The organism is Enterococcus phoeniculicola ATCC BAA-412, from assembly GCF_000407505.1.
GTDB lineage: Bacteria > Bacillota > Bacilli > Lactobacillales > Enterococcaceae > Enterococcus_K > Enterococcus_K phoeniculicola.
Window position 1 is genome coordinate 310,655 of record NZ_ASWE01000002.1, and the last position, 19,350, is coordinate 330,004.

Below are 19,350 nucleotides of genomic sequence, written 5' to 3' on the forward strand. Positions count from 1 at the left end.
TTCAACTCAACGCATGTTTTATGCGTAGAAGTTGTTGAGAGCAAAACGAAGTGCTTTTGACCCAGCCTTTATTAAGATTTTAGGAAATCTGGAAGTAGCTATCATAGTTATTTCCAGATTCTCCAATTTTAAAAGGGGGATTTTCAATGGATAACACAAAACGTAACCCGCAAAAAGCGATGTTATTATCCATTGTTCCTGGATTGGGACAATTGTACAACAAACAAAAGGTTAAAGGGATCTTATTTCTTGCAGTGTTTTTCTTGTTTGTATTGGAAATGATCCTATTCGGTGGACAAGCTTTGGTTGGCTTCTTTACATTAGGGGCGGTTCCAATGCAAGACAATTCATTGTTTATGCTTATTGAAGGAACGCTACAAATTATTATCACCGCAATTTTCTTATTTTTCTGGGTATTGACCATACGAGATGCAAAAAAAGTCTCTGAGGCAATGAATCGTGGAGATAAAGTGCCAAGTACTCCTAAGGAATTGATGAATAATGTTTATGAAAATGGATTTCCGTATTTATTGACTATTCCTGCGTATCTAGTAATGACTGTTGCAATTATTTTTCCAGTATTGGTTACTTTATTTATGGCATTCACGAACTATGATTTTAAACATATCCCTCCAGCAAATGTTCTTGATTGGATAGGATTCACAAACTTTACGAACATATTTACTTTAAGCTCATATAGAGAAACCTTTGTGAAAGTCTTTAGCTGGACAGTTATCTGGACAATTTGTGCAACGACTCTTCAAATTACTTTAGGGATTCTTACAGCAGTAGTTGCTAACCAAAAATTCCTGAAATTTAGACGTTTCTTTGGGGTAATCTTCTTATTACCATGGGCAGTTCCTGCATTTATTACAATTATGAGTTTTTCAAATATATTTAATGATACCGCGGGAGCCATCAATACTCAGGTGATTCCACTATTAAATCATCTTCCTTTTATTGATATCCCAATGATTGCCTGGAAAACGGATCCATTTTGGACAAAAACAGCAATTATTCTGATTCAGGGATGGCTAGGGTTCCCCTATATTTATGTCATGGTTACCGGTATTTTGCAGTCTATTTCAGAAGATTTATATGAAGCAGCAAAAATGGATGGCGCGAATGCACTCCAACGTTTTAGAAACATTACATTACCTGCTATTTTTCTAGTAGCTGCACCAACATTTGTTACACAGTACACTGGAAACTTTAATAACTTTTCTATGATTTACTTGTTTAATAATGGCGGACCGGGAAGCTTAGGTGGCGGAGCTGGTTCCACAGATATTTTGATTTCGTGGATATATAAGTTGACGACAGGCGGCTCACCTCAATACTCAGTGGCTTCTGCGATTACGTTAATTATTTCGTTTATCGTTATTTCAGTTTCATTAGTTGTCTTTAAACGTACAAATGCATTTAATATGGAGGATTAGACATGAAAAAAAATAGTTCAGAAAAGCGCAAGAAATTTTTAAACAAATTTTTCACCTATTTATTTCTTGTCGCCTTATCAATCGTAATCATCTATCCATTGCTTATTACTGCGACTTCTGCATTTAAACCGGGAAACTTGATTGCTTTTAAATTAGATTTTCATACAAAATGGACGATGGAGAACTTTTCGCGTCTCTTTAGCGAAACACTTTACTTTGACTGGTATAAAAATACTTTGTTAGTGGCAATTTCTACTATGATCTTTCAAGTAATCATTGTGACCTTAGCAGGGTACACATACAGTCGCTACCGCTTTGCCGGACGAAAAAAGAGCTTGATGTTTTTCTTGATTATCCAAATGGTTCCTACAATGGCTGCATTGACTGCTTTTTATGTCATGGCAGTTCTAACAAATGGACTGGATCAATATTGGTTTCTAACACTTATTTATATTGGTGGGGGAATTCCAATGAATACGTGGCTCATGAAGGGTTACTTTGATACAGTACCAATTGATTTGGATGAATCAGCGAAGCTAGATGGTGCAGGACACTTTAGAATTTTTGCTCAAATCGTTCTGCCGTTAGTTCGTCCAATGGTGGCTGTTCAAGCACTTTGGGCATTTATGGGACCTTTCGGGGACTTTATGCTTGCTCGTTTCTTATTAAGAACACCAGAACGACTCACTGTTGCAGTCGGATTGCAAACATTTATTAATGATGCAAGAAATCAGCGAGTGGCATTATTTGCTGCAGGAGCGATTTTAATTGCCTTACCAATCTCAGTATTGTTCTTTTTCCTACAAAAACACTTCGTTACTGGATTAACTTCTGGTGGAACGAAGGGCTAGAAAGGCTGATTCTCTTTGAAAACAGACGTATTTCCAATTAATTATTTTCAAGCGATTTTTTCTCCAAGGAAGATTTTCCAATTTCGGAAAAAGTTCAATTGGTTTCAATTATTTGTATTGTATCTTTTTTTAACTGCATTGTTAGTTATCCCTGCAACTCTTTCTTTTTCAGGAGTGAAGGTGATTGATGAAAATCAATTTATGCCTCATGTAAAAGAGCTGTTGACTGAACAAACTGCAAAGGATATCCAACAGCTTCCAATTAAAAATGGACAATTAAATGACTCCGCTGTTCAAATATTTGAAGAGACCAAGAAGGGAGTTATTGGAACGAATTTATCAGAAAAACAATTAAGTGAGAAACAATACAGTCTAAACTTTTCAGAGAAGAAGTGGCAAATTCATGAAACAATTGGTGGAAAACAGTATGTTTATCAAATGAATTATTCAGACAAGTTTTCCCCTGAAAAAATTACGAATCAAAAAGAGGCACGAACAAGTATAAATGAAGAATTTGTTCGCAATAATCGTTCTTCACTGTTACTTACTATGAGCGTGACTACTGGATTTTTATTATTTATGATGAATCTTTTGTTGGTTTTAGGTGCTGCATTTTTCTTATGGTTAACGAAAAAAAGCCGTTTATCTTCGATTCATTCTTATTCAGAAAGTGTGAGCATGGTTCTGGCGAGCATGGGAATTGGATCGATAATTGCTTTATTTGTAGGACTCGTCCATTTTGATATTACTGTAATGATAGGTATCCAGTCATTTGGAATGATTGGCATGCTGTTTGCAAGCTATATAAAGACTAGGTTTAAAGATTCACGGGGAGTGGAGGACAAATAGATGTATAAACGACTTTTTGATATAGACTCTTGGAAAGTATCTACACATACGCTGGACCGAGAAAATAAGCGATTAATGGAGAGCTTAACTTCTATTGGCAATGGGTATATGGGCATGCGTGGGATGTTTGAAGAGACGTATAGTGGAGACACTCATCAAGGAACTTATCTTGCAGGAGTCTGGTTTCCTGATAAAACCAGAGTTGGCTGGTGGAAGAATGGCTATCCTGATTATTTTGGAAAAGTGATTAACGCTACCAACTTTATTGGGTTGAAAATTAGTGTAGATGGTGAAGAAATTGATTTAGCTAAGTTAGCTGTAGAAGATTTCTATGTTGAATTAGACATGCGAAATGGCCTGTTGAGTCGATCATTTACTTATCAAACAGCTACGACGAAATTAAAGTTTTCATTTGAACGCTTTGTTAGTATTGTTCAAAAAGAGATGGCTTTTCTTCGATTAACAATTGATGTTTTGAAAGGTGCTCCATCTATTTCTGTAACATCCACAATAGATGGAAATGTTAAAAATGAAGACAGCAACTATGAAGAAATGTTCTGGGTTGAAAAAGAACGTCATATTTCAGAGACTATTCATGCGTTAACCGTTCAAACAATCGAAAATCCTTTTGAGGTTCCTAAGTTTACTGTGACAACAGCGATGAAAAATCGAGGAACACTTGGAAAAGGTAAAGAAATACAGAAACCGTTGTTTGTAGGGGAATCCTATGAGTGGACAGCTGATGAAGCACGATATTCTTTAGAAAAAATGGTTTCAGTAGTAACTAGCAGAGACGTAGATGAACCCCAACAATTAAAATGTGCAGAAAAACTATTAGCGAGTGCTGCTTCAAAAACATTTGCAGAACATTTAGAGGAACAGACAAAAGCCTGGGAGAAACGCTGGGAGCGTGCGGATGTAAAAATTGAAGGAGATCCGGAAGCACAACAAGGGATTCGCTTTAATTTATTTCAGCTATTTTCTACGTATTATGGAGAAGATGAACGCTTAAATGTGGGACCTAAAGGATTTACAGGAGAAAAATATGGCGGGGCTACCTATTGGGATACAGAAGCATATATTGTTCCTATGTATCTTTCTGTGGCAGACTCATCTGTCACAAAGCGTTTGTTGGAATATCGCTATGATCAGCTTCCCGGAGCATTCATCAACGCGAAAAGACAAGGATTAAAGGGAGCCTTGTATCCAATGGTTACTTTTACAGGAGTAGAGTGCCACAATGAATGGGAAATTACTTTTGAAGAAATTCATAGAAATGGCTCTATCGCCTATGCCATTTATAACTACACAAATTATACCGGAGACAGAAGTTATCTTGATTCTGACGGGATTAAAGTTTTGGTAGCAATCGCTCGCTTTTGGGCGGATCGTGTTCATTATTCAAAACGAAATCAGGCCTATATGATTCACGGAGTTACTGGGCCAAATGAGTATGAAAATAATGTGAACAATAATTGGTATACGAATTATATTGCTTCTTGGGTGTTACGTTATACATTGGAAAATTATGATCAGGCACTTGATACATCTAAAGAAGAATTGCATGTAACGACTGAGGAAAAAGAAAAATGGCAAGAAATTGTGGAACAAATGTACCTTCCAAAAGAAGAAGACCTAGGGATTTTTGTCCAGCATGATACCTTTTTAGATAAAGAGCTGATGTCTGCTGATGAATTACCCAATGAGGTGCGACCACTTAATCAAAATTGGTCATGGGACCATATCTTGAGAAGCTGCTTTATAAAACAAGCCGATGTTTTACAGGGAATTTATTATTTTGGCAACGAGTTTACCAGAGAGGAAAAAGAACGGAATTTTGATTTTTATGAACCAATGACTGTTCACGAATCCTCCTTATCTCCATGTATCCATTCAATCCTTGCTGCAGAGCTTGGAAAAGAGGAAAAAGCAGTTGAACTCTATGCAAGAACCGCTCGTTTGGATTTGGATAATTATAATAATGATACAGATGATGGGCTACATATCACTTCGATGAGTGGTAGTTGGCTTGCCATTGTTCAAGGATTTGCAGGGATGCGAACCTTTGATGGAAAATTACAGTTTTCTCCATTTTGTCCAAATGATTGGGATGGTTACTCCTTCCCAATTGGCTATCAAGATCGTTTGATAGAAGTGAAAGTAACGAAAAAAGAATTAGTGATTACATTGCTTACAGGTGAACCGCTAGAACTGCGTATATTTGATAAACCAGTTTTGTTAGAAAATAGAATAGAACAATCTTTATAAAAAGAGCTTCGGCTCTTTTTTTTTGTAAATCTTTGGGAAGTCTGAATAGAAATGCTCAACTTTAAGAAGCAAGTAGCGACATTTTTACATCAGACTTCAGTTCAATGTTGTTGATGAAGAGAAGACAACTAAATAAGAACTAGTAGTTGAATTTTAAATAGATGTTCGTTCTATTTTCATTTTCAAGTGGTATTACTTGAGTCAAAAATAAGAAGGTGGTAAGCTAAGTTTGTGAAAGAAATTCAGTGGTTTTTCACTGAAAAATGATTTGGAGGAAAAAGAAATGAAGAAACAACTTGGCTTAGCAGTGGCAAGTATAGCCGCATTACTTTTATTAGGAGCATGTAGCAGCGATACTTCATCTAGCAGCTCATCTTCATCAGAAGCCGCTTCATCTAGTAGTGTTGCAAGTACAGATAGTTCTTCAACGGAAGTTTCTTCGGCTGAAGCAGTTGATTACAAAGATGGCGAATATCGTGTGGAAGCCAAAGACTTTGATGAAAATGGCTGGAAAGAATATGTCGTTGTAAAAATTGCTGATGGGAAAATCGCAGATGCAACATTTAATGCAGTAGACAAGGATGGCAAGCTGAAAACAGAAGATGCTGACTACAAAGAAAAAATGAATGCTGCAAATAAAACATACCCAGAAAAATATATGAAAGAATTAAGCGATGAGCTAGTTGCGAAACAAAAAACAACAGATATAGAAGCAGTTACTGGTGCAACACATTCTTCTTCAGATTTTGTTGCTTTAGCTAATGAAGCGCTAGGCTATGCTGCTAAAGGGGAAACGGGAACGCATGCTGTTGATTTAAGTGAATAGGGTTCCTTAATTAAAGAAATATACTTTGCTTCAAGGAGAAATTCAAAAGAACTTCTTCTTGAAGTTTTTTTATAGGGAGAAGAAATAGAGAGGTATGTTCCGATTTCTCAAAAATTCCTTATAAAATCAGTATTCAAGCTATTAGAATGAATGGATTTATGGTAAGATATTAGAAAACGTGTATAGAAAAAGGATGACATTTATGGAGAATAATCCAAATATTAAGCGCAAGCATTTTCGATTTCCTGCGTATGATGATGAAACTGGGGTAAAATTAGAATCGGAAAATCGTCGGGTATTATTTGGTAGTGAAGAAGATTTTATTACATCAGCTAAATCAGGGGAAGTCAATGAGCGTAACGTACGTCGCTCACAAAAAATGACGAATGAAAAGCAGGGACATTCCATCCAGCAAAAAGAGGAATTAGCTAAGCATAAAGCGAACCTACCTGATTATAATAAACCAAGAAAAACAGAAAAAACTGCAACTGGTAAACAAAACTTATTTGGTGAACAGCATAAACATGCAGCAAACCTTGCAAAAACCAGAACATCTACCCATAGTGCTGAGCCTATGCGCTCAACGAAAAAAAATTATTCTGGGCGCTCTTATTTCGTTCCTAAGTATATTCCAGCCTCAATTATTCCAGATGAGCCGGATACTGCTATAAAAGAGGACGAGCTGATTGACTCAATGAAGAAATCAGAGCAATCGTTTTTGATGTTTGATACAGAGCCTGCTGCTTTTCAAGAAAGAACAGATGAAGAGCCATCCGTAAAAAAATTCAATAAACCAAAATCTGAAGTCAAAATTACCCGAAAAGAATTTAAAAAAATGGATAAAAATATGGATGAGGGAAGTAAAAAACATCGTTCAATTTTAGATCGTTCTTTGAGTGGATTAATTGAAGAAGAGAACACGGATTTAGAGAAAAATGGCTATTTCAAATAGTAATCAGAAAAAATGATTATGTAATTGATATTTAGTGAATAGTGACATGACCGCCGACTGGGATAATCTAGTCGGTATTTTTATTTTAAGAAACTTAGTCGAAGATATAAAGCAGATTCAAGGAAAGACGTACATAGAAAAAAGGCAGTCTCTGAAGAAATAGATAAAAATTAAGAACGAGACATCTAGATATATTGCAAAAATCCAGTAGCTGATTCATTCAATAAAAAAGGAAGCACTCTTATCTTTTTTTAGTAGGCTCTAGCTAATTCTATAGAAGATTTCATTTTTAAGGTACATTTAAGCTGAAAATAGTAGGCTTGTTATACTTAAAGAATGGAGGAACAGCAGATGATTATTAAATGGTTGAAACATTTATTACACAAAGCACCCGTTTCTCGAATTGATCCTTACGAAGTAGACAATGAGTTTATGCTGCAAAAAGATTTCCCGACAACAAAGTAGATGAAAAAGCATCCATTATTATCATAGTTGTAATGACTTAAAAAATTGGACTAAAAATCTGACGTTTTGAAGGTTGTTTCAAGTGATGGATGCTTTTTACTTACAGAAAAGAAAGAGATTAATTTTTTGAATTTTTTTGATGTCGCCAATAAATCAGAAGGTTTTCCGTCCAGTCCATCGCAATACCGATAACAATTCCTAAAACAATTCCAAATAAAAGATTAAAAAATGCAAGACCAATAAGAATTCCCGTAAGTAACCCTAAGCCTGTATATTTTCCATCTTGATAGTCTGGTTTCATACGGAACACCCCCTAAAAGTAGTATAACAGAAATTTTGCAAGGCTACTTGACATTCGTACGGGTCATCGGTATCATTTAGAAGTGTCCGATATAGCAGATGTGGTGGAATGGCAGACACGCACGCTTGAGGGGCGTGTGGGCGAAAGCTCGTGTGGGTTCAAATCCCATCATCTGCATATATAGAATGAATAGGAAAAGGGCGGGTATGTTTTTATGACATATCTGCTTTTTTTATAGGAGGAATAGGAAAGTGAAAAATCTTACCATCCGAAGAGTAGATACCTGTATTGAAAAAATAAATGAGGCGGCTCAGTGGTTTAGTGAAAAGTGGGGAGTTCCTGTAGATGCCTACAAAGAAAGTATGGCAGATTCATTAGACATAGACCAAGTAATTCCCAAATGGTATGTTGTACTTAATGACAATGAGGAGATTGTCGCAGGCTCTGGTGTCATCGAAAATGATTTCCATGATCGACCTGATTTAGCACCTAATCTTTGTGCTGTATATGTTGAACCAGCATATAGGAATAAAAAAATTGCTAAAGACCTGCTTGCATTTGTTTGTAAGGATATGAAGAAGTTAGGGATTGAATCCCTTTACCTTGTGACGGACCACAAAGGACTGTATGAAAACTATGGCTGGTCATTTTTAACAATGGTTCAGGATCAGGAAGGCGCGACTCGTATGTACACGATTGATTTGTAAAAATTGTATGGATAGCAGAGCCAATGTGTCCGCTTTGAAAAGAAGTTGAATTTTTTTTAAATAGATGCAAAAATTCTTTAAAAGCGATTGATTTGATGTAAAATAGAAATTGACAGAAAATTGGTTCAATTTTTCTAACGATAGATAAAAGATGAATCTCTGATCGCCAGTTTATGTAGCCATTTTTTGTTTATAAAAGGAAAGAGGATGATGTTCATTTTTTTGAGAAGTAACTTTCAAAAAATGTTTCTGTTTCGTGTAGAAGCCTTTCTTTTTTGTTAAAATAGGATAAAAAAGACGATTGACACACAGTTTGTAATCAATGAGAAGAGGGATACGTATGAAAAAATTTGAAAAATCAACGAAGCTTGATGGTGTCAGTTATGATGTTCGCGGACCAGTATTAGAAGAAGCCGAGCGTATGCAAGAAGAAGGCGTAAGTATCTTAAAATTAAATACAGGAAATCCAGCGACTTTTGGTTTCGAGGCCCCTAACGAGATCGTTCGCGACTTAATTATGAACGTCCGTGAGTCGGAAGGGTATTCAGATTCCAAAGGTGTTTTTTCTGCAAGAAAAGCGATTGAACAATACTGTCAATTAAAGAATTTTCCTAATGTGACGATAAATGACATCTATACTGGAAATGGTGTAAGTGAACTAATTACTATGTGTATGCAAGGCCTCTTAAATAATGGGGATGAAGTGCTTGTTCCTATGCCTGATTACCCACTTTGGACAGCTTCTGTTTCTTTAGCGGGAGGTAAACCTGTTCATTATATTTGTGATGAAGAAGCAGAGTGGTACCCAGATATTGAAGACATTAAAAGAAAAGTGACAAGCCAAACGAAAGCGATTGTCATTATTAATCCTAATAATCCAACTGGTGCATTGTATCCAAAAGAACTGTTGGAAGAGATAGTAGAAATCGCACGTCAACATGATTTGATCATCTATTCCGATGAAATCTATGATCGTTTAGTGATGGATGGATTGCAACACATTCCAATTGCAACTTTAGCACCTGATCGATTTGTTGTCACTTTAAACGGACTTTCAAAATCTCATAGAGTTGCAGGATTTCGTGTAGGCTGGATGGTATTAAGCGGAGATAAATCAAAAGTAAAAGGATACATTGAAGGATTAAACATGCTTTCATCTATGCGTCTTTGTTCAAATGTTTTATCTCAACAGATTATTCAGACGGCACTAGGTGGACACCAAAGTGTAGATAAGCTTTTATTGCCTGGTGGTCGCGTCTATGAGCAACGAGAGTTTATTTACAATGCAATCAATGATATACCTGGTCTTTCAGCAGTGAAGCCAAAAGCAGCATTTTATATTTTCCCTAAAATTGATGCAAAACGGTTCAATATCGTGGATGATGAACAATTTGTATTGGATTTTCTACATGAGCATAAAATTCTGCTCGTTCATGGCGGAGGTTTTAACTGGAATCAGCCGGATCACTTCCGAATCGTTTATCTTCCTAAATTAGAAGATTTAAAAATGACGGCAGAAAAAATGCGAGAGTTTTTATCTACCTATAAACAGAAATAAAAGAAAAACAACAACTAACCCCAATCTGATAAGCCGGTACATGAAGCATTTACCGTACAAAATTCAGATAAATTAGTTGTTGTTTTTTTATTTTGCAATACGACATACTTTTTTGCTAACGATCATACGATTTGTATATTTCGTAACCATATCTTCTGTAGGGTTATGTACGGAAATAAGAAATGAGTATTCATATTCTTTTTCAATAACCCCTTCAAATTCTTTGTCTTCCCATATAAAAAAGACAGTTTCCTGATTGCTCACTAGATTCACCTCAAATTAATAGAAAACGTGTAAAAACGTCGGAAAGTAATGATTCTTTCTTGAAGTTTATTATCTGATAAAGTAGAATACATTCATAATGCGAATACGCATATTTCATGAAATGAGGGGTAAATATGGAAGGGTATTTAGATTCTTTTGGAAACGTATTAAAAGCTATCCGAAAGGAACGGAAACTCACACAAAAAATGCTCTCACAAGACATTTGCTCTCAAAGTGTATTAAGCCGAATAGAAAATGGAGAAGAGCTACCGAATGTGCTGGTCATGCAACAGCTTTGCCAAAGATTAGGTGTGACAATTGATCAAGTAATGCTCTATAATTCCACTGATGTAAAAGAAGCAGATGAGCTTTTGGAATTGATGGCCTATCACTTTAGAAAAAAAGAGTACAAAGTATTAGATGAGCTTTTAAAACGTCCTGGTCTTATTGAGCAATTATATTTGGATACAGATATTCAACTTTATTTCTATTATTTAGGGAGTTGCGAATTTTTCTTACGTGGAAACTGTGAGAATGCGCTATCGTTGTTAAAGCAAGGTTTATCCTATACGTTTAAGTTAGATAAAATGCATGTTTCTAAAGAAGAAATTCAATTAATCAGCTGTATTGGAAAAGTATATGGGGATATGGGAAATCTTGAAGAAGCAGAACAATACTTAAAAAAGAGTATACATTTGTTTTACCGCTTGCCAAATCGGCGTGGAAACGTTGAGCTGACAAAGATATTTTACAATTATGCTAGTTTCTTATTTAAAAAAAGGCAATATGCGTTAGCAAATGAGCACATTGATAGTGGGATTCAATTAGCCCGTCAAAAAAATAGTTTTTATTATTTAGAAGACCTGTTTCAATTAAAAAGTAAGCTACTCAAAAAAAACAATCGTGAACAAGAATCTTTAGTTTACCAGCAACTATCTGCTGAAGTACAAAGAATTGCTAAATTCGGCGAAAATGGTCTACACCATTCTTGACTTATTCGAGAAATAAGAGTAGTTTAAAAGTAGAAAAATTGAAGGAGCGAGTGAAATGAAAACATTTATCTTTGCAGACAAGTTCTTTTTAAAATCAGGCGTAAAGGGTCCGGGCTATTTGGAAATTACAGACGGAGTATTTGGTGACTACCTGCCAGTATTACCTGAGGAAGAAGTCACAGTAATTGACCAGAAAGGTCAGTGGATTGCACCAGGTTTGGTTGATACACATATTCATGGATATATGAATCATGATGTGATGGATAATGATGCACAAGGAATTAAGGTCATGTCAGAAGGATTGCTTTCTTGTGGGGTTACTTCATTTTTACCAACTACATTAACATCTAGTAAAGAACGGTTGAAAGATGTTGCAGAAACCATTGGAAAAACATATAAAGAAGTGACGGGCGCAAAAATTCAAGGCATCTATTTTGAAGGTCCTTTCTTTACAGAAGAGCATAAAGGCGCACAAAATCCAAGCTATTTTGGAGACCCCGATTTAACAACTTTCCACGAATGGCAAGAGGCATCTGGCGGTTTAATTAAAAAGATTGCTTTAGCACCTGAACGTAAAGGGGTTAAGGAATTTGTTAAACAAGTGACAGATGAAGGAGTTGTTGTTTCTTTAGGGCACAGCAGCGCTACATTAGATGAAGCACAAGAAGCAGTAGAAGCTGGAGCAAGTGTCTTTGTTCATGCCTTTAACGGTATGAGTGGCTTAAATCACCGCGAACCAGGTATGGTAGGTGCGTTGATGAGTTTGCAACATGTATTTTCTGAACTAATTTGTGATGGACACCATGTACACAGAAATGCAGCAGAAATCTTGATGGAAAAAGCAGGTCATGATCATATTGCGCTGATTACCGACTGTATGATGGCAGGCGGAATGCCTGATGGCAACTATAATTTAGGTGAGTTTCCCGTGGTCGTTAAAGATGGGACAGCGCGTCTTGAAAGCGGCAATTTAGCTGGAAGTATTTTGAAGTTGAAAGAAGCAATCAAGAATGTTGTTGACTGGGGAATTGCAACACCAGAACAAGCAATTATGATGGCGACATTTGTGCCAGCTGTCAGCTGTAAAATTGATGATAAATGCGGAAGTATTGCAAAAGGTCGTGCTGCTGACTTTATCGTATTGACTCCTGACATGAATCTACAAGCTACTTACCTTGATGGGGTGGAACGTTACCACGCAGAATAAGAGAATAGAGAAGAAAGAGTCTAGGACACATAACTGTCCTAGACTCTTTTTTTGAAATTGTAATATTTGTTCGTAAGGAAGGTGGGACATAACTAATTAAGTTATGCTCCTGATGTATAGTACCTACTTGGTGCTGCAAAATCCACGAAGTCTTTCTTCCGTTGATTCACAGTACCTTTTCTCAGAACCAAACACTTCTATCCAATCACTTTTATGTATAGAATTATCACTGCAGCCTCAATTTTTTATGACCATGAAATCAGGCCGAATAAACTTTTCCGTTTTTTTAGCGGTTCAGGTTGTTCAAGGGCTGCGACATAAGGCTCTGTTGTATATTCTGAGCGACTCATCAGCTCTTCCAAAAAGGTTAGTAATTCCTCTCCAGCTTTGTCTCCAGATTTTGCCATGTAATCCGTGTTGCTTATGACTTGAGCAGCAATTTTGTACTCATCCAGCCATTCCTGTCTTTGCATTAAGGATGTTTTTACAAGTGGTGAGACGAGCAATCCATCAATTCTTTTGGCAAATTTGGGGAATTCCTCTTTTGAAAGATGACTAGAATTACCGAATAAAATGCGTAAATCAAATTCTTCTTCAGTAGAAAAATCATAGAGTGTTTGCAGAGAATAGCTTTCTACACGTGTTCGTATACCCAAGGATTCCCAATAAGAAAACATTTTTTTGAAAAAGGCATCCTTTCGGTCACCTCCTAGAATAAACAACTCAATGTCCTTGTCTCTATTTTTTGTTGTACGCCCGTTTTTTGAGACGGCGCCACGTTCAAAATCAAGATGAATCAGTTGATCCAGTAAGTTTTCGTAGGCGACAGGCCCATTCATAGTACCAAAAATTTTCATTTCAATATCGCGAACAAGGGTAGGGTAGTCTTCTAAAATCTCTTGTTTTTTCGGTGTGAGATAGCGAACCTGAGGGGCAACAAAGACCACATCAAATAAATTGCCCATTTCAAAAGCTGTATCAAATCGTATTTGATCGATACTCCCATAGGCAAACACTAAATCATACATTTCTCCATAACTATTCTGCTTTCTGTCTACAGAAGCAAAATCATCAAAAACAGCTGTCAAGTTTTCATCTGCCTGATTAATTTCGTCAACTATCTTTTTACAAAACATACTTGATGTACCGCCACCAGCACATCCAACATAAATAAACATAGTCTACACCCCATCTATCAACAATGATAAGTATAGTATAACACAAAATGAAATGGCTTTCTTGAATAGAGAGTTTTATAAAAAAAGGATGTAAGACACTTCGCAGGATAAAAATATTTAGTCAAAAAAGGTCGAAATAGCTGCCTGACTATTTTCATAGGCGACTAAGAGTTCTAAAAAAGTTGTTGATTTTACTTTGATGTCTTCTCTCACTAGTGAATGGGGAAGAAAAAAAGTTTCACCTTGCTTTTCTCCGATATAGTCGCCATCAATTGTTCTAGCAAGAAGAACACCGCCAGCTGATCGCCATGCTTCATATTCATGTAAGGATAAGGCGAGTGAGGAGCGGTGCAGAAAAAGACTTTGTTTAAGGCGTTCATCCATTTCTGGAATAAATACGAGCTCTTCCCAGTTTTTTGGGGCATCAGTCCGTAACCAGTGAATAAGTTCGGCTAGTGAACGATTTTTTTGCTCATAGAACATGAAAGGTCACCTACTTTATATTTGGAATAGTTACAGAAAAATCAATCGTTGTCTTTTTATCTAATCCTTTTGCCTCAAGTATGACAGATGCGGGAATTTCCTCAGAGCCATCGTAAATGGGTGTTACACGGTAACGAACCGTCTCTCCATTATTTAGTGCCTGACGAATCTTTAATTCGTAGAAATTCATATAAGGATCGTTGACAGGGGTTTGATATAAGGTTACTAGATTTTTGGGCTCATCTCCGCTTCCACCAAATTGTTTGGCAATGAGATGCCCTCTGGAATGGTCATATTTAGGTCCAGAGATAAATCCTGGAGGACGAATCTCTCGGTTTGCACTTGTTCCAGTATTAATCATTTCTTTGGTTAATAGCGCTTGTGCACCAGTTGGTCGTTTATGGTCATCGAGAGGAAAATAGTCAATCCATCCTTTTTTGGTATCTTTAAGCTCTGCCGCACTGAAATTTGCTCTACCATTTTCTGATGGTCCGGGATTGTTGCCAATAGCGGAAAGATCAGCTTCAGTTGGTAAACCAGTCTTTTTTTGTGTCTCTTGCGGGGTGCTAGGTGAAGATGAATTTGTAAATTTATCTAAATTGAACCCAAATGCCCCTGATAGTAAAACAATAATCACTGCGATGATGGAAGTGATTGTTTTTTTCTGTGATTGTTTATTCATAATACACTCCTATTTTTTTCTATTTTCTTAGTATACGCAAAAAAAGAATTACTTCAAGTCATATAAATGAAGGGAGTCGTTTTAATTCACGATTTTCTTGTGGTAAACTAACAGAGAGAGAAAAAGGAGGGGCACATAGATGGCGTATATAGATGTGATTGATGAATATAAGCGATACAACATGGGTGATACAGTTATTGCCGCAAATGACGGAATAACTTTTGGTGTAGAAAAAGGCGAAGTAGCGGTTATTTTGGGGCCAAGTGGCGCAGGTAAATCAACCGTGTTAAATATATTAGGCGGCATGGATAGTTGTGATGAGGGGCAGGTTATCATAGACGGCATAGATATCGCCAATTTTGATGCAAAAAAACTGACGACTTATCGGCGGAATGATGTCGGATTTGTTTTCCAATTTTACAACTTAGTCCCTAACTTAACAGCAAAAGAAAACGTAGAGCTTGCCTCTCAAATTGTTTCTGATGCGTTGAATGCAGATGAAGTATTGAATTCGGTTGGGCTAGGAAACCGAATGAATAATTTTCCGGCACAGCTTTCTGGCGGAGAACAGCAGCGCGTGACGATTGCCAGAGCCTTGGCAAAGCAACCCAAGCTGTTACTTTGCGATGAACCAACAGGTGCTCTTGATTATGAAACAGGGAAACAAATTTTAAAAATCTTAGAAGATACAGCAAGAAAAACAGGGACAACAGTCATTATTATTACCCATAATTCACAGATTGCACCAATGGCTGATCGGGTAATCCGAATTAATGATGCCAAGGTTCGAAGTGTCGAAATTAATGAAAATCCCACACCAGTCTCAGAAATAGAATGGTAGAAAGAGGACAATGATGAAAAAAACAGCCATGTGGAAAACAAGCATCCGTGAAATATGGCAATCAAAAGCTCGATTTCTTTCTATTTTAGGGATTATTTTTCTAGGAGTTGCCTTTTTTGTAGGAATCGGTGCAACGGGTCCTGATATGATTCGCACTGGTGACCGATACTTTAGAGAACACCAATTGGCGGACACAACTATTGTTTCGACCTTGGGAATCGTTGACAAAGACATTAAGACAATAAAAGAAATGCCTGAAGTAGCAGAAGTGACGCCACAGTATTCTAAAGATGTGAACATTACAGAAAAAAATAGTGTGATTCGTTTTATCGGATTAAATATAAAAAATCAAGGAATCAATCAATATATTATTCAAGAGGGGCGACTACCTGAAAAAAGTGGTGAAATTGCTCTGGATAGTCTGGCTCAAATCAAAGGAAGGTACAAAGTCGGTGACACATTTAAGTTAGAGGATAAAGACGATAAAGATGGTGTTTTTAAGAAAGACACTTATAAAATTGTCGGATTTGTCAATTCGCCTGAATATATTGAAAATGTTTCTAGAGGAAATACGAATGTAGGGACAGGGTCCATTGATTTTTTTGTGGTCATTCCAGAAGAGGATTTAGATTTAAGCACGTACACTCGGGCGCTTATTCGCTATAAAAATACAACAGACGCGCAAGCATATTCCGATGAATATGATCGTCTCGTTAACAAAAACGAAGCAGCCCTAGAGAAAATTTTGAAGAATAGACCAGAAGAACGATTAAATGAAGTCAAAATTGAAGCAAAAGATGAGATTAAACAAGCACAAAAAAAGATTGACGATGGTGAAAAAGCATTAAATGATGGCGAAAAAAAATTAGCAGACTCAAAAAAAGAGCTAGATGATGGGAAGAAAAAACTTTCTGAGTCTCAAACAGAATTAAATGAGAAAATTTCAACAGGTCAAAAGGAAATTGATGAAAACCAAGCGAAATTACAAGAAAGTCAAGCAGAACTAAATCAGCAATCAGAGACCTTAGCTCAAAAAAAACAGGAGCTATCAGCTGTAGAATCTCAGATTTCAACGGCAAAGCAGACATTGACGGATTTGACAATTCAACAATCTGACTTACAAAGAAAAGCAGGACAATTAGATAGTGCACTATCAACCTATCAAGTAATAGAAGGGTTGTTAGAGCAAGTAAAGACTGTTGCAGATGAAGAATTTACTGAGTCGTTAAAACAAACGCTCAATACATTGTCCACGCTTCTCATTCAAGTGGACGCATCGCAGGAATTAAAAGATGCAGTGAATCAGCTTTCTCAGTCATTGAATGAAGCAGATTTAAACCAGGTGGTTCAAGAAGTTCAAACTGCAAAAAATACATTGCTTCAACAGCAAAAAGAGCTAGAGGCAGGTCTTCAACAAATTCAGCAAGCAATTGCAACAATCAATGAGCAAATCGATCAATATAATTCTGGAAAAGAACAAATTTCTAATGGTGAGCTACAAATTCAGGTAGCTCAATTGCAAATTGATAATGGACAGGATCGACTAACTTCGGCTCAAAAAGAATTAACTGCTGGAAAAACAGAAGGACAAAAGCAAATTGATGAAGCACAGAAGGAGTTAGACGAAGGACAAAAAGCCTATGATGAAGGGATAAAAACCTTTGAAAAAGAGAAAAAAGAAAATCAGCCTAAGCTTGATGATGCAAAGAAGAAAGTCAAGGATGCTGAAAAAAGATTAGAGGAGCTGAAGCCAGCTGAGCTGATCTTCACCAATCGTAATGATAATCCCGGATATACAGAGTATAAAGAAAATGCAAACCGTATTTCTTCTTTAGCTACTGTTTTTCCAATTATTTTCTTCTTAATTGCTGCGTTAGTTAGTTTGACAACAATGACCAGAATGGTTGAGGAAAAGAGAAATGAAATTGGAACGTTCAAAGCTTTGGGATATAAAAATGGCGAAATTGCACAAAAATTCTTATTGTACTCCTTTTCAGCTGGAATGACGGGGGCTATTTTAGGGCTAGTTCTAGGTTTCTATCTATTCCCATCAATTATTTTTAGTGCGTATGGTCAAATGTATAATTTAGATGGTTTCCAGACTCCTTGGTATTGGAGTTATTCGCTCATCGGCATTGCAGTTGCTTTGGTTTGTACGGTGGGAACGGCATTGTTAGTTGTACGTATTGATTTATTTAGTACACCAGCCAATTTATTACGTCCAAAAGCGCCCAAAGCAGGTCAGCGAATTCTTATGGAAAGAGTTACACCGCTATGGAAACGATTAAGTTTCATCCAAAAAGTGACCATGCGTAATTTATTCCGATATAAACAAAGGATGCTAATGACAATCCTAGGTATTGCAGGTTGTATGTCTATGATTATTACTGGATTTGGTATTCGAGATTCCATTTCCGATGTTGTAAATGTTCAATTTAATAAGCTGTGGCATTACCAAGCAATTGTTACATTTAAAGAAGAGGCAACCAGTAAACAAACGCAGGAATATGAACAAGCAATCGAGGCTTTGGATAGCTTTCAAGACAGTCTGCCGATGAGCTCTGAGACCTTAACTCTTTCAGAAACAGGGAAAACGACGCAGGATGTCAGTGTTTATGTACCAAAAGATCCTGATAATATAAGTAAATTTGTCTTGTTTAATGATCGAAAGACGGGCGAGAAATACTCCTTAACAAATGATGGGGTCATCATTAATGAAAAGCTTTCTAAGTTATTTGATTTAAAACCAGGTGATACAATCGAGCTTGCAAATAGTGATAAAAAACAATTTAAAGTAAAAATTACTGCAATTGCAGAAAACTATACTGGTCATTTTGCTTATATGACCCCTACTTATTATCAGAAGGTCTTTGGAAAAACGCCAAGTTATAACACAGATGTTTTACTGTTTGATAAAGATTTAAGCGCGCAATCAGAAAATTCTATGGCACAAATGCTTATGGAAAATCCTAAAGTGATTAATGTTACTTTCTTAACACAATCAATAAATGCTTTGGATGAAACAATAAGTAGTTTAAATATTGTTATTTGGGTGCTAATTGTCTCTGCCGGAATGCTTGCATTCATTGTTTTGTATAATCTGACAAATATAAATATTTCAGAACGAATTCGTGAGCTTTCAACTATAAAGGTTTTAGGTTTTTATGACAAAGAATTAATTATGTATGTTTATCGGGAGAATATTATCTTAACAGTACTTGGGATTTTTGCCGGATTATTTTTCGGTAAATGGGAGCATGGGTATATTCTTCAAACGGTAGAAGTAGATATGGTTATGTTTTCACCAGAGATTCATTGGTTGAGTTATGTTTATTCAAGTTTGATTACTATCTTGTTTACATTCATTGTAGGGGTTGTCATGTACTTTAAACTGAAAAAAGTCGATATGATTGAAGCCTTAAAATCCAACGAATAACTTGTTATTGATAAAATAGGGGAAATAATCAACTTATCCCAATTTTTCTAG

At 36.4% G+C, this 19,350-nt stretch carries 17 protein-coding genes and 1 tRNA gene; 13 read left to right on the plus strand and 5 right to left on the minus strand.

The features are described from left to right. The first annotated feature begins 146 nt into the window (after positions 1 to 146). The 6 genes from I589_RS08230 (at position 147) to I589_RS08255 (ending at position 7,185) form a co-directional block, all read left to right on the plus strand. Positions 147 to 1,439, plus strand: coding sequence for a carbohydrate ABC transporter permease (locus tag I589_RS08230; RefSeq protein ID WP_010768565.1), 1,293 nt, complete (start codon positions 147 to 149; stop codon positions 1,437 to 1,439). A gap of 2 nt (positions 1,440 to 1,441) precedes the next feature. Next, positions 1,442 to 2,290 (plus strand): sugar ABC transporter permease, encoded by an 849-nt coding sequence (locus tag I589_RS08235; RefSeq protein ID WP_010768564.1) that lies wholly within the window; start codon positions 1,442 to 1,444, stop codon positions 2,288 to 2,290. A 15-nt stretch (positions 2,291 to 2,305) separates the two neighbouring features. After that, complete coding sequence (locus tag I589_RS08240) at positions 2,306 to 3,139, plus strand: DUF1189 family protein (RefSeq protein WP_010768563.1); 834 nt, start codon at positions 2,306 to 2,308, stop codon at positions 3,137 to 3,139. Next, positions 3,140 to 5,407, plus strand: a complete 2,268-nt coding sequence (locus tag I589_RS08245) for a glycoside hydrolase family 65 protein (protein ID WP_010768562.1) — start codon at positions 3,140 to 3,142, stop codon at positions 5,405 to 5,407. A 283-nt stretch (positions 5,408 to 5,690) separates the two neighbouring features. After that, positions 5,691 to 6,233 (plus strand): FMN-binding protein, encoded by a 543-nt coding sequence (locus I589_RS08250; protein WP_010768561.1) that lies wholly within the window; start codon positions 5,691 to 5,693, stop codon positions 6,231 to 6,233. A gap of 202 nt (positions 6,234 to 6,435) precedes the next feature. Next, positions 6,436 to 7,185, plus strand: coding sequence for a hypothetical protein (locus tag I589_RS08255; protein WP_010768560.1), 750 nt, complete (start codon positions 6,436 to 6,438; stop codon positions 7,183 to 7,185). A gap of 583 nt (positions 7,186 to 7,768) precedes the next feature. Here the strand turns inward: I589_RS08255 and I589_RS08260 are convergent. Further along, positions 7,769 to 7,951, minus strand: coding sequence for a hypothetical protein (locus I589_RS08260; RefSeq protein ID WP_010768558.1), 183 nt, complete (start codon positions 7,949 to 7,951; stop codon positions 7,769 to 7,771). 94 nt (positions 7,952 to 8,045) lie between these two features. Between I589_RS08260 and I589_RS08265 the strand changes: the two genes are divergently transcribed. From I589_RS08265 to I589_RS08275, 3 genes are all read left to right on the plus strand, one after another. Then, positions 8,046 to 8,128 (plus strand) — tRNA-Leu (locus tag I589_RS08265). A gap of 74 nt (positions 8,129 to 8,202) precedes the next feature. Beyond that, a complete protein-coding gene (locus I589_RS08270; protein WP_010768557.1) occupies positions 8,203 to 8,658 on the plus strand; it encodes a GNAT family N-acetyltransferase in 456 nt (151 codons plus the stop codon). 340 nt (positions 8,659 to 8,998) lie between these two features. Beyond that, positions 8,999 to 10,216 carry a pyridoxal phosphate-dependent aminotransferase gene (locus I589_RS08275; protein ID WP_010768556.1) on the plus strand — a complete coding sequence of 406 codons (1,218 nt, stop codon included), beginning with the start codon at positions 8,999 to 9,001 and terminating at the stop codon, positions 10,214 to 10,216. Between the two features lie 87 nt (positions 10,217 to 10,303). On the opposite strand, the gene I589_RS18080 is transcribed toward I589_RS08275, so the two are convergent. After that, on the minus strand, positions 10,304 to 10,480 hold the full coding sequence (locus I589_RS18080) for a hypothetical protein (protein ID WP_010768555.1): 177 nt from the start codon (positions 10,478 to 10,480) through the stop codon (positions 10,304 to 10,306). Between the two features lie 134 nt (positions 10,481 to 10,614). Here I589_RS18080 and I589_RS08280 point away from each other — a divergent pair, with 134 nt between their 5' ends. Then, the gene (locus I589_RS08280) at positions 10,615 to 11,472 is read left to right on the plus strand and encodes a helix-turn-helix domain-containing protein (protein ID WP_010768554.1); all 858 of its coding nucleotides are present in this window, start codon (positions 10,615 to 10,617) and stop codon (positions 11,470 to 11,472) included. Between the two features lie 55 nt (positions 11,473 to 11,527). Continuing rightward, positions 11,528 to 12,679, plus strand: coding sequence for an N-acetylglucosamine-6-phosphate deacetylase (nagA, locus tag I589_RS08285; protein ID WP_010768553.1), 1,152 nt, complete (start codon positions 11,528 to 11,530; stop codon positions 12,677 to 12,679). Positions 12,680 to 12,924: 245 nt separating this feature from the next. On the opposite strand, the gene I589_RS08290 is transcribed toward nagA, so the two are convergent. The 3 genes from I589_RS08290 to I589_RS08300 form a co-directional block, all read right to left on the minus strand. Beyond that, positions 12,925 to 13,857: a PTS sugar transporter subunit IIB gene (locus I589_RS08290; protein WP_034684914.1), complete on the minus strand. Its 933-nt coding sequence runs from the start codon at positions 13,855 to 13,857 to the stop codon at positions 12,925 to 12,927. Positions 13,858 to 13,974: 117 nt separating this feature from the next. Continuing rightward, complete coding sequence (locus I589_RS08295; RefSeq protein ID WP_010768551.1) at positions 13,975 to 14,340, minus strand: hypothetical protein; 366 nt, start codon at positions 14,338 to 14,340, stop codon at positions 13,975 to 13,977. Positions 14,341 to 14,350: 10 nt separating this feature from the next. Continuing rightward, a complete protein-coding gene (locus I589_RS08300) occupies positions 14,351 to 15,022 on the minus strand; it encodes a DNA/RNA non-specific endonuclease (RefSeq protein ID WP_010768550.1) in 672 nt (223 codons plus the stop codon). A gap of 139 nt (positions 15,023 to 15,161) precedes the next feature. On the opposite strand from I589_RS08300, the gene I589_RS08305 reads away from it, so the two are divergent. Next, a complete protein-coding gene (locus tag I589_RS08305; RefSeq protein ID WP_010768549.1) occupies positions 15,162 to 15,863 on the plus strand; it encodes an ABC transporter ATP-binding protein in 702 nt (233 codons plus the stop codon). Between the two features lie 13 nt (positions 15,864 to 15,876). Next, positions 15,877 to 19,299, plus strand: a complete 3,423-nt coding sequence (locus I589_RS08310) for an FtsX-like permease family protein (RefSeq protein WP_010768548.1) — start codon at positions 15,877 to 15,879, stop codon at positions 19,297 to 19,299. Positions 19,300 to 19,350 lie beyond the last annotated feature (51 nt).